Raw genomic sequence first — 14,487 nt, 5'->3', positions numbered from 1 at the left:
GGGCGCGCCCGGCATCGGCCCCCTTTCGGCGCGTCATCGATCTAGCACCCTTTCAGACCTGTGAACGCGGCAACGCAGGACGTAGCGTTCCTGACCAGTTCCCCGTCGACGAGCTTTCGGAGTGATGACCATGCGTTCAGCCAAGGCCGCGGCTGTTCTCGCCGGCACCGTCGTGACGGCTGGACTGCTGACCGCGGTCCCGGCGTCGGCGTTCGGCGGGGAAACTTTCGGTTGCCAGGTTTCCCCCGGTCCGACGGGCCCTTACCTGGGGAATTGCCGAAACAGCGCCAAGTTCGGACCCGGCCCGTTTTCCGCCGGTTTCCTCGTGCAGGGAGCGGCAGCCGGGACGACCTACACCTGGACCGTGCCAGCCGGCTATCAGATCCTGGCGGGCAGCTGCACGAGCACCTCGCCGGGGTGCCGAGTCGACAACCTCTCCGGCGACGACTTCGTCACCGTGTCGGTGAAGCTGCAGCAGGGCGGCCAGTCGAAGACCATGACGGCGACGGCGATCATCCTGCAGGTCTGCGGTGACGTCTACTGCTGACCCCAATCGCATGCCCGGGCGATGAACCGCCTTAGACATCACCCCTGAGACGGCGCTGTGGTCGTCTCGGCGTCTTCGTCGGGCGGGCGGCGGGGCGTGGTTCCACGCAGCACTCACCCCGCGCGGGGATCCAGGACGGAGGATCGAGACGCCTACGCTGACGCGGCCGATTGCATAGCGCCCGGCGGCGCCGAGGGCGGGGGGCAATTAGCATGTACCGGACGTGCATGCCAGCGATGACCGGATGCGGCAACTGGTCCGCCTGACCTTCGCCCGTCCTGTCGTTGTCGCTCCGTTACGACCGTGGTGTTACCGATCGTGACAGCAGTCCGGGTGGAGTAGGTGGGCACGGTCCAGGCCGGGCCCGGGCGGACGTCGTCATCTTCGGTGGCGTGGGGACGTGGTGGGGGCAGCGGGCGGCCGTCGGCGAGCAGGTCGAGTCGGGTCACCGCCGCGTAGCCGGGTATGTGCGGGGAGCAGCAGCAGTGTGCCGGACAAGCCCGGCGCCGCGGCGGCGGAGGGGACTGCATACCGAAGCGGGGTTCTTGTCTCCTAGGATCAGCAGCGCCCCGGGGTTTCGGACCGATCCGCCGCCGCGGTCGGGGTTGTCTCCGCCACACGGCACAGCCGGCCACCGGTCGGGCTCCCGCACGATGCCGCCGCCCAGGTGCTGAACCGTCCGGTTTCCGACGATGTCGCCATGCACGGTTGAACCAGGCCGCCGGGTGGGTAGCTCACTGGTCATCGAGCTTGCGGCTCGATCACGGGGACAGGCGGTGACCGCCGGAACGCGGAGGACACCGTCGGGGCGGTGTACAGCACCATCATTCCGGCCGGCCGCCGTCCGCAACTGCATGATGCCCGCATGGGCCCTCCGGCGCCCAGCAGAGGGCCTGGTGCAGGGCGGCGACGAGGGCCTCATCGTCGGCGAAGGACGGGCCCGCTCCCATCGGCAGCCACTGCTGGGTGCTGTGCGAGCCGTCCAGGCGGGTCAGCAGGACCCCCGGTAGGCGAGGGTGGTGTGCCCTCTGCCGTCGGCGGGGATGTTGCGCGGATCCGCCGGCTCGCAGGCCGGTTTGTCGAGGGTGACGGTGCGGTGCTGAGCTCGGAGAGTGACCCGGCGCGAGAATGGGGCCATCGGCGGTGCGCTTCCGTGAACGGGCTGGCAGGCGGCGGCGAAAGACGTCAACTACCTGGGTAATCGTCGCACCAGCGATTCCGGTTACCGCGTGCGCCATCTGTTGCCCAACGGTGATCATCGGCAGGTGCACCGCGCGGCCGCGGCACCCGTTGGGGCTTTCGGCCCTGGCCGGGCACGGGTGTCCTGACCGAAATTAGTGACAGTCACGCCCGGGGCGGATCCCCCCGACGCCGCGGGCGTGGCCACCACCAGCACCCCGCAAGACCGTTTCGCTGCGGCGGAGAACGGGTACAGGTCGCCCGGGTGACCCCGCTGGTCACCTCTTCGTCGCGCACGAGCGCATCGGGCATGCGAAAGGGGAACCCGCCATGGTGGTGTCGGAATCAGGTCGGGTGCGGTGAGCCTGCCCGAGGGATCCGCGGGCGACGCCGAGGACCTGCTGCAGGTGCACACCACGACCACGGTCGCGTCCGAACCCGACGGCGACCCTGCCGACGGTGACTCTGCCGAGGTCGTGATGGTGGCCGCGACCGGCGAGGTGGACATGCTGACGGTGCCGCTGCTGGCCGATGCGGTCAGCGCCGCCCTCGCCCGCGGTCCCGGCGTGCTGGTGATCGACCTGACCGGGGTCACCTTTCTCGCCTCGGCGGGCCTGAGCGTGCTGCTGCAAGCCGACCAGGCCGCCGGCGCGGCCATCGCCGTCCGGGTCGTGGTCATACCCGGCAGCGCCGCGGAACGCTCCATCACCGCCGCCGGCGTGGACGCCCTGCTTACCGTCGTCGGCACCCGCGCTGCGGCCCTGATCGCCTGACATGGCCGCCCTGCCCTCGTCCGCGCCGCTCGACCCCGGCGAACCGGGCGGGCCGGGTGCACGTGAGGGCACCCCCCTGTCGCGAGCCGGTGGCGCCGGCTGTCCCGACCTGCGGTGTCCCGGGGTTCCGGCCGACGGTGCCGCGGTACGGGCACTGCGCGAGCGGATCAGCCGCTGGGCGTTAGCGGCCGGGCTGCGGCCCGATCAGGTCCTCGACGTCGAGATCGCCGTGTACGAGGCCATGGCCAACGTCGTCGTGCACGCCTATCCCGCCACCGCGACCGGCACCTTCGACGTTGAGGCCCACGCGTGCCTCGAGGCCGTCACGATCACCGTCACCGACCGCGGCCAGTGGCAGCCGGTGCCGCGCCCCGTGCCTTTGCACGGCCGCGGGATCCCGTTGATCCGTAAACTCGCCGACGAGGCCTGCATCGACGCCGGCGCGGCCGGAACCACCGTGACCATGAGCTGGGCCATGCCGAGGGCACGGCGCTGAGCGCCTGCCCCTACACGCTGCGGCTGGCCCGCACCGGCATCGGCGTCATGGTGCTGATGCTCGTCTGCGTGGCCGTCTGTGTGCGGAGGGTTGCCGAGGTGGCGGCGCAGCAGGATCTCGTCGGTGGTCAACGGCGTGAACGGGCGGCGATGGAAACCCTCGCGCCACCAGTACCGCTCGTCGGTGCCGACCGGAAACGGATTCCGCGCGTCCGTGACCGCCGCGGTGCCCGCGCGGCGGGCGGCCTGGCCGGCGGCGTGCGCGGCGAGGTTCGCGCGGTGCATGTCCACCCAGTCGGCTCGCCGGGTCACCGCGGCCGGGGTGCTGGAGCCGGGCATCGTCCTCACCTCGCATACCTCACCAAGTCTGTCCACGCTGGAGTTCCGATGGGGCGGGCCCACCACCGGTCATGGTGAACCGCGGCGGCCGGCTCGGCGATGATGTTCGCCCGTTCGGCTCAGCCAACGCTCACAGGTGATCGGCGCGGTGCCGGCCAACGTAGCCACCCCCGCCGTGGGCAGGGTTGCCCGGCGACGGCTGGCCGAGAGCAGCCAGATGGGCCGAGAGCCGGATGAGCAGCCCCCGCACGTCGGGCAGCGCGACGGCGAACCGGTCCGCGGGACGGAACCCGAGGTGGGCGGTGCCGGGGTCCCAGGTGCCGACCGGGCCGGTAAGGCAGGCGAACCCGTCGACCTCCCACACCGGTGACCAGTCCTCGGCGCTGCCGCGGCGGCCGGGACGGCCGTGGGCCTGGTGGCGGTAGCGGGCGGCCCAGTACCGCGGTGTGGTCATCACCTGCGCGATCCGGGCGATCACGACCGGGACGTCGCGGGAAGCCAGCGCGACCGCCCTGCCCGGCCAGATCCGCGGCGCCACGGCCGCGGCCACGGCCGGGCTGCCGCCGGTGACGGTGAACACCGCGTCCGTGGCGGTCGCGGTGACACCCCACCGGCGCGAGCCCAGGTGCCGGACTGTGCTGCTCACGACCCCATTGTCCCCGCCCCCGCGCGGGGTCCGCAGATCCGCTCCACGTTCCGGCGCCGCTCTACCTGGGCAATCAGCACCGGCCGAAGCGCCACTCGGTCGGGTGACGTCTGCTGAGCATTCGGCTGACGCTTCGTGCTTGCCGGTAACCCATCCGGCCGCAGGGGCGACCGTCAGGGCAGCGCGGTGACCGCGCAGCGTCACCACGACACCGCCCGGGGCGGGTGGTGAGGAAGGAAAGTACACGCTCCCGAGCGCGGATCCTGCACGCCGGCTCGGCTTGACCTGCTGGACCTATTCTGGCCGGCACGTCCGCCGGGCCCAGCACGCCCGGCTGCGGCGGCTGACCCTGCTGCTGCTCGCCGCGGCCGCGGTCGTGCCGGTCGACACGATCGCCGGCGCCCTCGCCCCCGTCCTCACCGTAGTGGCCACGGTCGCCGCCGGGCTGGTGCTGGTCGTGATCTGGCGCTGGCGCCACCGGGCCCGCCAGCTCGAGCAGATCCTCTCCGACGAGCTCAACCACCACGACCACGGCAACAACCGCTGACCAGCCCGCGAACCGGTCCAGCGGGGCCACCATGCCGGGGCTCGGGATGGCAGCTGCACGGTGTAGGAGTTGTGGCGCCCATCCCAGCACTCGCCCAGAGACCGCAGGTAGGCGATCGCACCGAGCAGGCCTCGCTGATCCGGCCAATCCTGCGGCTGACCGCCGGCCTCGCGCAGCACCGGGACGACGGCCGCAACGAACGCCCTGATCGTCGCCAGTTCCGGCTCGTCCATGTCGCGCGTGCCGTCGTGCTCACCCACCTGCCCGGTGTACACCCCGCGGGTGCGTGGACATCAGCCCCGGCGGTGAGCCGGTTCTAATCTCCGGCGGCAAGGCTGCCGGCTCGGTCAGCGGGATGGCCACCACGGCGGACGCGGGGTGGAAGCTGCAGGGTGTAGGAGGATGGCGGCCGTCCCAGCACTCGGCGAGTGAGCGCAGGTAGGATCAGACCGACCGGCCGACTGAGCACCGACGTTCTGGCGGCAACACCGGACCGCTGCCGCCTAAGGGTCGCGCACCTGGTCATGCTGCTTTCCGCTGAGGCACCGGTACAGCCATGACACAGAAACACCGGCAGCAAGATCGTCGTTGCAGGGGGTTGGGCCTGGGGTAAGACCGACAAGGACGGCCAACTCTGGGACGCCTGGCCGGGTGCACGTGAGGGCACCCCCTGTCGCGAGCCGGTGGCGCTGGCTGTCCCGACCTGCGGTGTCCCGGGGTTCCGGCCGACGGTGCGGCAGTGCGAGCACTGCGCGAGCGGATCAGCCACTGGGCGGCCGGGCTGCGGCCCGAGCAGGTCCTCGACGTCGAGATCGCCGTGTACGAGGCCATGGCCAACGTCGTCGTGCACGCCTACCCCGGCCGTCTCGGCACCTTCGCTCTGCTGGCCCCCAACCGCGACGACAGCCTGACCGTGACCGTTGCCGACCACGGCCGGTGGCAACCCGCCGCCCGGCCGGGCCTGCTGCACGGCCGCTCATCCACACGCTGACCGACCAGACCACGGCCGACAAGGGCACCGCAGGCACCAGTGTCACGATGACCTGGTCCCGGTGAGGACCGACCCGCTTTCGCAGCCCCGCAGCTGCGGGTACGCCTGACCAGCCTTCGATCACCCCTTCCTACCCGAACGACACATGAGTACCATTACTGCGTGATTACGTCCGAACGGCGGTGTTTTCACACATCTTCGCTCATTTACGCTGATGGTTGTCCTATCTTGGTCCCCTGGAGGCTTCCGTGATGGCCGACCCCCACGAGTTCACCCGACGCACATTCCTCGGCGGGGTCGCCGCCGCCGGGGCCTTCGGCGCCTTGGCGCCCGGTATGGCGGAAGCCTTCGCTGAACCGCGGGTCTCCGGCAGTCTGTCCGACGTCGAGCACGTCGTGGTCCTCATGCAGGAGAACCGCTCGTTCGACCACTACTACGGCACGATGAAGGGCGTCCGGGGCTTCAGCGACCGGTCGGCGATCGTGCTGCCAAACGGCCAGGACGTCTTCCACCAGCCTGATTCCGGCCGCAGTGACGGGAAGTACCTCCTCCCGTTCCGGGTGGACACCGCCCAGGTGGACGGTCAGGACCTCGGCGACCTCGGGCACGGCTGGGCCGACCAGCACCAGGCGATCGCCGGCGGGGCGAACAACGCCTGGGTGCCCGCCAAGGGCGAAATGACGATGGGGTACTTCGACCGCGGCGACATCCCCTTCCACCGGGCGCTCGCCGACGCGTTCACCCTGTGCGACCACTACTTCTGCTCGGTGCAGGGCGCCACCACGCCGAACCGGCTCTACCTGTTCACCGGCACCATCGACGCCGCCGGCCAGGCGGGCGGGCCGGCGAACTACAACCCGGCCGACTACAAGCCGATCTTCAGCTGGACGACCTACCCGGAACGTCTGCAGCAGCACGGGGTTTCGTGGAAGGTGTACGCCAGCAAAGAGGTCGGCGACGCGGGCGGCTCGTTCGTCGGCGACTACGGCGACAACCCGCTGTGGCTCTTCCACGCCTACCACCAGGACTACAACTCCGATCTGTCCAAACGGGCCAGTGTCTTCAAGACGTGGGGCCCAGACTCGGGGCAGGGCAAAAACGTCGACCACGTCCTGGCGGAGTTCAAGGCCGACTGCGCGAGCGGATCGCTGCCTCGCGTCTCGTGGATCGTCGCGCCGTACGGCTACTGCGAGCACCCGGAAGCACGCCCGGTCGACGGCGCCGCCTACACCCAGACCGTGCTGAACGCGTTGTGGGCCAACCCGAAACTGTGGGAGTCCACCGTCGTCCTCATCAACTACGACGAAAACGACGGCTTCTTCGACCACGTCGCCCCGCCGGTCGCGCCGTCGGGGACAGCGGGCGAACACATCGGCGGCAAGCCGATCGGGCTCGGCGCGCGGGTGCCGATGACGGTGATTTCGCCGTGGAGCCGCGGTGGCTGGGTCTCTTCGGAGGTCACCGACCACACCTCGGTCATCCGGTTCCTCGAGCGCTGGACCGGCGTCGCCGAGCCGAACATCAGCGCGTGGCGCCGCGCGATCTGCGGCGACCTCACGACGTGTTTCGACTTCAGCGCACCGGACGTGCGGATCCCCTTGTTGCCGGACACCGCGGCGCTGCGCAAACAGGCCGACGACACCCAGCGCAAGCTGCCGAAACCGGCGCCGCCGGCGACCGGCAAGCAGCAAGCCCCGGTCCAGGAGCCGGGCACCCGGCCGGCTCGCGCGCTCCCCTACCGGCCGCTGGTGACGACGTCGCTGAGCGCCGATCGCACGGTCCTGACGACGACGTTCGCCAACCAGGGCACGGCGGCCGTGCAGCTGATGGCCTACCGCAACGACGGCCGGACCGACGGCCCGTGGCCGTACGACCTGGCCCCGGGCGCCCAGGTGAGCGACACGTGGCGCATCCAGCTCTACGGCGGCGGCAAGTACAGCGTCGCGGTACACGGCCCCAACCGCTTCCGCTGGGTCTTCGCCGGCGACGCGAACAGCGCCGGAGGGGGAGTGGACGTCCTGGGCGGCTTCACGCCGGAGAACAAGCTGCGCCTGACGCTGCGCAACACCGGAACGACGGCGGCCAAGGTGACGGTGACCGCGAACCACTACCGCACGGACGGCCCGTGGACGTATGCGGTGGCGGCCGGGCAGACGGTCACCGACGACTGGAACGTGGTGGCGTACGGATCCGGGTGGTACGACCTGTCGGCCACGCTCGACACGGACCCGAAGTTCCTGCGGCGGTTCAGCGGTCACTTGGAGACTGGGGCACCAAGCGTCACCGGCTGAGCGGAGGGTGTGGCGGGACCCTGTACCACGTCACCGACCACACCAACCCGCGACCGACACTCCGTGACCATTAAAGCTATTAATCGCAAATTTCTTGCAACTTCGAGCACGGTAATGCATGCTTCGAGCACTTCTACGCAGCGCAGAGGAGCTCTAGATGCATCCTGTCTCGCCGTGGGGACTTGCCGCCCTGGCCACCGCAATCACGCTGGCCGGGGCGGTGAGCGCCGTGCCCGCCGCGGCCACTCCGCCAGCCGGTGGCTTCATCGTTTCCGTTCAAGCCAAGGGTTCCTGGTCGGTCCCCACCGACTCCCCCGCCGGCTCGTACCTCGACAAGGACGGCACCTTCTACTTCCAGCAGTCCGCCGCCCTCTACGGGGCGGCCGACCCCCGCAAGTGGGACTTCTACAGCGGACGCGACTTCGACAGCTTCAGCAAGAACCCCGTCAGCGACGCGGCGAACCCGGCGAACCCCGCCGACCGCAACAACGACACCACCTGGCGGTGCAACACCAGCCCCACCGGGCTCGAGGCGACGAGCGCGCCCGCGGGCTCGGGCTACGCGCAGAAGAACTACTGCGACCTCGTGGGCACGTGGGTGGACCCGGACACCGGGGACTGGTATGGGCTGGTGCACAACGAGTTCACCCCCCAGCCGTTCGGCGACGGGCTGCACTACGACGCCATCGACTACGCCGTGTCGGCCGACCAGGGCAGGACGTGGCAGATCAAGGCCCACGTCCTCACCTCGCCTTACAGCACGAAGCGCGGGGACAACGCCGCCTTCCCGGACCAGACCTACTACTACGGGGACGGTGACCAGCGCCTCTACGTCGACACCGCGTCCGGCTACTTCTACGTCTTCTACGGCTCACGCGTGATCGACAAGAACGGCGGCTGGAAAGCGTTCTACGCCCACGCCGCGCGGGCCCCGATTTCGGCCAAGATGACGCCGGGGTCGTGGCGCAAGTGGTACAACGGCACCTGGGCGGAGCCCGGTGTCGGCGGCCGGGAAAGCAACCAGGTTCCCGTCGCCGCGGACAACCCCGCCGGGTACACGCCCGCGGCGAAGGAGTACAGCCCCGCCACCACGGGCACCGCGGACCAGCAGATCGCGGCGGGGAAGATGCCTCCGACGTCACCGCTGTTCGTCATGGACATCACCTACAACGCCTACCTGGGCCTCTACCTCGGCGAGCCGCAAGCGGTCGACCAGAGCGGGAACGCGCCGCAGCAGTACTACGCCACCGACGACCTGGCCACGCAGAAGTGGTATCCCATCGGCGGCACCGGCAGCTACCACACGGCGTCGTGGTACCGGTGGTTCGTCGACGGCGTCAACAAGACCGGCTCGGCCGTCGTGGGCAGGAACTTCCGGGCCTACTGCTCGTTCGGCTGTTCCGGCGGCGCTTCGGGCGAGTACGTGAACGTCTCCATCGACGATCCGGCGCGCGCGGCGGCGCCGTTCGACCCGGCCAAGACCTACCGCATCGCCAGCGGGGACGGCCGGGTGCTCGCCCAGGTCGCCGGCGGTTCCGCGACGACCTCCACCGCTGCGGGCGACGGATCGACCGCGCAGGCGTGGTCGTTCACCGGCAACGGTGACGGTTCCTACCGGATCACCAACGCCGCGAGCGGCGGGCTGCTGGGCGTCGCCTCCTCATCGCCGGCCACGCGGGCGTGGGGCACCGCGCCGACCGTGACGGCCGCGACCACCCTCGCGGTGGGCCAGCAGTGGTTCGTCATCCCGGGCGCTCCGGGAACCTACCGCCTCGTCAACCGCTACAGCGGCCTGGTGCTGGGCATGTCCGCGGCCCGGCCGGCCGAAACCACCCCGGTCCGGAGCTGGACGGACACCACCGGCAGCGCGGTCGGCGGCGGTCGCACCGCAGCCCAGCAGACGCTGTCGGTCACCGCGGTCGGGACGGTGCCCGGGTTGAGCGGCACGCACGCGCTGTCGACGGGCGGCCAGGCGCTCGACGTGCCCAACCACAGCAGGACCCCGGGCACGCACCTGGTCACCTGGACCGCGAACGGTGGCGCCAACCAGAGCTGGACCTTCACCCGGCAGGCCGACGGATCCTACGAGCTGCGCAATGCCGAATCCGGCCTGTGCGCCGACGTCGACGGCGGGGCCACCACAGCCGGTGCAGCGGTCATCCAGTGGACGTGCACAGGCGGGGACAACCAGCATTGGACGGCCGCGAAGCAGGCGGACGGGACCTACACGTTCGCTTCTATCCACAGTGGACTACTTCTGACCACGGCGTCCACTTCGGCCGGCGCCGCGGTGACCCAGCAGGCCGGACCGGCCTCGGCCCTCCAACGCTGGGCGCTCGGCTGACGGAAGTGGAGCTCCGGTTGCCTGGCACCTCGATCGGCGTGGCCGAGGTGCCGGGCAACCGGCTGAGCCGGACTGCGCGCACGTGGTGACATCCGTGGCCGGGCGGGGTGCGCTCACCCGCCCGGCCACGGCCGGTCAGGCGACCCCGGCGGCGAACACGTGCACGGCCGAGGTGGCCGGCAGCGTGATCGCCGCCACCTGCTTGCCCGCGGTCAAGGGCACGGAGTTGGCGAACACCCGGTACGGCGTGGCCGGGTACGCCGCACCGGTGCGGGTGTTCTTGCCCAGCACGGTCGCCACGGTCGTCGCGCCGTATTGGGCGGGGTCGGCGCAGCACCAGTTCGGGAAGCCGAGGTCGGCCTGGCTGGTGCTGCCGTCGGAGTACCGGACGACGACGGTGCCGTGGGCCGTGCCCGTACCGGTGCCGGCCAGCACCAGTTTCGAGCCGGTTCCGCGCAGCGCGATCGTCTGCCCGGCCGCGACGACGTTGTCCGGCTTGCCGCCGCCTGCCTCCGGCCAGGTGAGCCGGGCTCCGGCGGCGATGAAGTCGGCTTGCGGCTTCAGGCCCGCCTCGGCGAGGCCGTCGGCGCGGAAGCTGCTGCCGCCGCCGTCGAGGTTCCCGTCCGCGACATGGGCCGCGGCGGTCACCCCGATGTTGTCGGCGGCTGCCGTCAGCGATGCGTAGGGCACCGTCACGGTGGACTGGTCCACGGCCTCGTGCGTGGCCAGCCGCGCCCGGTAGGTGACGGCCGCGGTGACCTGGTAGTCCGCGGGCTTCAGCCCCGCCTGCGGGGTCACCGTCACCGGAACCTTCACCGTCTGACCGGGCCAGACCGTTTTCGGCAGTGCCGGGACGTCGGCCCGGAACCCGGCCCCCCGCACCGACAGTGCCAGGTCGCGGACCGGCAGCGGAGTGCCGTTGGTGAAGCTCACCGTCGCCCCGACGGCCTGCCCGGGAGCGGCCAGCGAGGGCATGGTCAGGGTGGCCGAGCCGTTGTCGTCCTCGGGAAAGAACCCGCCGACCGCGCTCGTCCCGAAAAGCCGGACGTCCTGGCGGTCACCGGCACCGAGCGGCCCGGTCTTGACGCGCACCACGCCGTGCGCGCCGGGGTCGTACCACCACCCCGCCGGGGCTTCGGCCAGCTCGGCCCGGCTGCCGTACTGCCGGAGGATCTTCGTGCCCGCCTGGACCAGGGCCGGTTTGGTTCCGGTGTGGACGGATAGCTGGTAGTTCCGCGCCGCCGGCTGGCCCGGATAGGTCCCGGTGCTCGCCCCGATGCCGACGGTCACCGTGCCCGCTCCGGTCGTCGGGGCATGCACGGTGAACGTCTGCCTGGCCTGCTCCCCGCGCTGGTAGCCGCGGGTCACACCGTCGTCCTCGGTGAGCGTGAACCCGCCGTTGCCCTGCGGGTAGACGTCGAGGTCGAGCACGCTCTTGTCCCGCGTCTGCCACGAAGTCGTACCCGCGGCCCACATCGGCACGACGGCGCCGGCCCGGACGAACAGCGGGAGGGTGTCGAGTGGCGCGTCGTAACCGTCCACTGTGGTGGGTCCGGTGTAGGTCTTGCCGCTCCAGTAGTCCACCCACGTGCCGCGGGGCAAATAGATGCCGTTGCGCACGTCGGCCTTCTCGTACACCGGCGCAACGAGGAAGTCGGTACCGGACAGGAACTCGTACTTCGCCTTGTCGGTCCACACGGCGGGGTCGTCCGGGTACTCGAGCGCGAGCGGCCGGACCTGCCCGACACCGGTCTGGTGCGCCTGCGCGGAATAGCTGTAGGTGTAAGGCAGCAGCCGTTCCTTGAGCAACAGGTACTTGCGGTTGATCGAGGTGTAAGGCTCGCCCTGGCGCCACGGCTGCTTGTCCGAGGACGCCCAGCCGTCCATCGTCATCGCCGCCGGCAGGAAGGTCTTCCACTGCAGGTCGCGGACGTAGGTCTGCGGGCTGCCGCCGAAGATGCCGTCGATGTCGCCGGTGTTGTAGGCGATGCCGGAGGTCGTCGCCCCCGCGTAGGTGGGGATCTGCCACTTGATGTAGTCGTAGGAGCCGGCCTGGTCGCCGCTCCACAGCACGCCACAGCGCTGCGCCCCGGCCCAGCTCACCGGCTGCCAGACGAACCCGCGGGCGTCGCTGTTGTCCTCGATGCCCTGGTGCGCGGTGTCGCAGGCGTCGAGGGCGAACTGGTAGCCGGGACCGACCCAGGCGACGTCGAGCTTACGCACCCGCACGCCGGCCTTGACCTCTTCGGCCTGGTTCGGCACGCCGTTTTCGGTCCACAGGCCGAGCTGCATGGTGTTCTTGCGCAGCCCTTCGCCGGTCTGCTGGAGGTTTTCGTAGCCGCAGCCGTAGCCGTCGTTGACGAGCATCCAGCCGTTCGGCATGCCGTGCTGCGTGTAGCCGTCGGCGACGGCCACCGCGTCGAGGGTGTGCCGCTCGCCGCGGTTGGCGTTGTGCAGGTAGCAGTCCGAGTCGCCGGTCTCCAGGCCGTAGATCGGCGGCAGGAAGGGCTTTCCGACCAGGTCGGTGTACCCGGAGATGACGTCCTTCAGCCCGTCCCCGACGACGTAGGTGGCGTCGAAGCGGCGCTCGTCGTGGGTTGTCTTGACCGGGTTGGTGAAGGAATAGCTGCCGGGCGCGAAGGTGTTGCGCAGCACGCCGTAGCCCGCGGTGGACGCGTAGAACGGCTGCGAGTTGGGCGCGCCGCCGTCATCCCAGTCGTAGTCGGCGAAGATCTTGATCGTTCGGTCGCGGTGGCTGAACCGGCCGTTCTGCTCTCCGCCGCCGACGAACTGCTCGGCCGCGGTGCGAGTCAAGGTCTGGGTGGTCGTGGCGCCGGTCCAGGACAGCGGCGCCGACTCGGCCCACCGCTGCGTGCGGTCGGCGCCGTCGTAGAGGGCGAACTCGAGCGGGTGCTTGTAAGCCCGCAGCGTCGCCTTGGCCGTAGAGATGGCCCAGTAGGTGCCCTTGTCGACGAGCCGGGGCGTCGCCGGGGCGGTGGTCTTCGGCAGCACGATCCGGTCGCCGGCCGGATCGGTGAAGTTCCCGTCGGGAGCGAGCCAGACGCGGACGGCACCGGCGGCCGGAAAGCTCACGCGGACGGCCGCGCTGCCCGACTTCAGCGTCACGACCGGCCCATCGGCGGAGATTCCGGTCAGTGCGCCGAGGCTGCCGGACGGTGGCGACGGATCCGCGTAGGCCGCGGCGGGCATTACCCCCAAGACGGTCGCTGCAGCCAAGCAACCGAGTGATTGCGCAACTCTGCTCATTACGACACCTTTCACGCATTAACGCGCATGACGAGCCTTGTATAGCGCACGTTTCGCGCAGTGTCACGGCCTGACCGGTTCAGAGACCCGTTTGCCCTACTTCCGTCGCGAGGCCGCGAAAGGGCAGGTCGTGACGGTGCGAGTGAGGGCGATCGGCCTCGACGGGGCCGTGCGAGAAGATGCCGTGCGGGCGGGGTCAGACGGCTTGGACGGTGACGCCGGCGGCTTCGAAGGCGCGGATGGTCTCCGGCTCGGTCTCGGTGTCGGTCACGAGGGCGGAAACCTGGGCCGTCTCGCAGATCCGGGCGAACGCGCGGCGGCCCAGCTTCGAGCCGTCCGCCACCGCGATCACCCGCTCGGCGCGCTCCACCATCAGGCGGTTGATGCTCGCTTCGCCTTCGTGGTGGGCGAAGGCGCCCGCCTCCGGGTCGAACGCGTCGACCCCGAGGAACAACAGGTCGATCGTCAGTTCACTGAGGACCCGCGTGGCCAGCGGGCCGCTCAGCTCGAACGACTGCGGCCGGGCGACGCCGCCGGTCACCACGATCTTGACGTTCGGGCGCACCGCGAGCTCGTGCGCGATGTTCAGGGCGTTCGTGACCACCGTGAGGCCCGGCGCGTCGCCGCGGCCGCCGAGATCCGCCCGCATGGCCAAGGCCCGCGCCACCCCGGCGGTGGTGGTGCCGCCATTCAGCCCGACGACCATCCCCTTCGCGGCGAACGCGGCCGCGGCGACGCTGATCCGCTGCTTCTCCGGAACGTGCCGCGCGGTCTTGTAGCGCAGCGGCAGGTCGTAGGCGAGGTCGTTGGCGACCGCACCGCCGCGCGTGCGGGTGAGCAGCTGCTGCTCGGCGAGGTGGTCAAGGTCGCGCCGGATCGTGGCGGCGGAGACTTCCAGCTCGGCCGCCACCTCCTCGACGTCGATCTTTTCCCGCTGCCCCAGCATGTCCAGCAGGGTGCTCAGCCGTTCGTGCCGGGCCATCCGCGGTACTCCTTAATCCACCTGGGTTGCCCAGCGCACATGAACCTGCGCTGTCGGCCCCGTTGCGAGCAGTATGCTGCATCGCC

General features: G+C 70.6%; 10 protein-coding genes. 7 read left to right on the top strand and 3 right to left on the bottom strand.

The features are described 5' to 3' along the window. The first annotated feature begins 364 nt into the window (after nucleotides 1–364). The 3 genes from C2L59_RS47070 to C2L59_RS13480 all read left to right on the top strand — a co-directional run bounded on the left by C2L59_RS47070 (nucleotide 365) and on the right by C2L59_RS13480 (nucleotide 2,995). On the top strand, nucleotides 365–547 hold the full coding sequence (locus C2L59_RS47070; protein WP_146060367.1) for a hypothetical protein: 183 nt from the start codon (nucleotides 365–367) through the stop codon (nucleotides 545–547). A gap of 1,538 nt (nucleotides 548–2,085) precedes the next feature. Next, entirely contained in the window at nucleotides 2,086–2,499 is a 414-nt protein-coding gene (locus C2L59_RS13485) for an STAS domain-containing protein (RefSeq protein ID WP_199199054.1), read from the top strand. Between the two features lies 1 nt (nucleotide 2,500). After that, nucleotides 2,501–2,995 (top strand): ATP-binding protein, encoded by a 495-nt coding sequence (locus C2L59_RS13480; RefSeq protein ID WP_103349846.1) that lies wholly within the window; start codon nucleotides 2,501–2,503, stop codon nucleotides 2,993–2,995. A 468-nt stretch (nucleotides 2,996–3,463) separates the two neighbouring features. On the opposite strand, the gene C2L59_RS13475 is transcribed toward C2L59_RS13480, so the two are convergent. Next, the gene (locus C2L59_RS13475) at nucleotides 3,464–3,979 is read right to left on the bottom strand and encodes a hypothetical protein (RefSeq protein WP_103349845.1); all 516 of its coding nucleotides are present in this window, start codon (nucleotides 3,977–3,979) and stop codon (nucleotides 3,464–3,466) included. Between the two features lie 280 nt (nucleotides 3,980–4,259). Between C2L59_RS13475 and C2L59_RS13470 the strand changes: the two genes are divergently transcribed. The 4 genes from C2L59_RS13470 (at nucleotide 4,260) to C2L59_RS13455 (ending at nucleotide 10,152) form a co-directional block, all read left to right on the top strand. Further along, entirely contained in the window at nucleotides 4,260–4,526 is a 267-nt protein-coding gene (locus C2L59_RS13470) for a hypothetical protein (protein ID WP_103349844.1), read from the top strand. Between the two features lie 670 nt (nucleotides 4,527–5,196). Continuing rightward, nucleotides 5,197–5,517, top strand: a complete 321-nt coding sequence (locus tag C2L59_RS13465; RefSeq protein ID WP_103349843.1) for an ATP-binding protein — start codon at nucleotides 5,197–5,199, stop codon at nucleotides 5,515–5,517. Nucleotides 5,518–5,768: 251 nt separating this feature from the next. Then, nucleotides 5,769–7,808: a phosphocholine-specific phospholipase C gene (locus C2L59_RS13460; RefSeq protein ID WP_103349842.1), complete on the top strand. Its 2,040-nt coding sequence runs from the start codon at nucleotides 5,769–5,771 to the stop codon at nucleotides 7,806–7,808. A 157-nt stretch (nucleotides 7,809–7,965) separates the two neighbouring features. Continuing rightward, on the top strand, nucleotides 7,966–10,152 hold the full coding sequence (locus C2L59_RS13455; protein ID WP_103349841.1) for an RICIN domain-containing protein: 2,187 nt from the start codon (nucleotides 7,966–7,968) through the stop codon (nucleotides 10,150–10,152). Nucleotides 10,153–10,287: 135 nt separating this feature from the next. Here C2L59_RS13455 and C2L59_RS13450 read toward each other — a convergent pair whose 3' ends face one another. Both C2L59_RS13450 and C2L59_RS13445 read right to left on the bottom strand, forming a co-directional pair. Beyond that, on the bottom strand, nucleotides 10,288–13,362 hold the full coding sequence (locus C2L59_RS13450) for a TIM-barrel domain-containing protein (protein ID WP_233223466.1): 3,075 nt from the start codon (nucleotides 13,360–13,362) through the stop codon (nucleotides 10,288–10,290). 253 nt (nucleotides 13,363–13,615) lie between these two features. Next, nucleotides 13,616–14,401: a DeoR/GlpR family DNA-binding transcription regulator gene (locus tag C2L59_RS13445; protein ID WP_103349839.1), complete on the bottom strand. Its 786-nt coding sequence runs from the start codon at nucleotides 14,399–14,401 to the stop codon at nucleotides 13,616–13,618. Nucleotides 14,402–14,487 lie beyond the last annotated feature (86 nt).

This window comes from Amycolatopsis sp. CA-128772, from assembly GCF_002904295.1.
GTDB lineage: Bacteria > Actinomycetota > Actinomycetes > Mycobacteriales > Pseudonocardiaceae > Amycolatopsis.
This window is presented reverse-complemented; position numbering and strand designations above follow the sequence as displayed.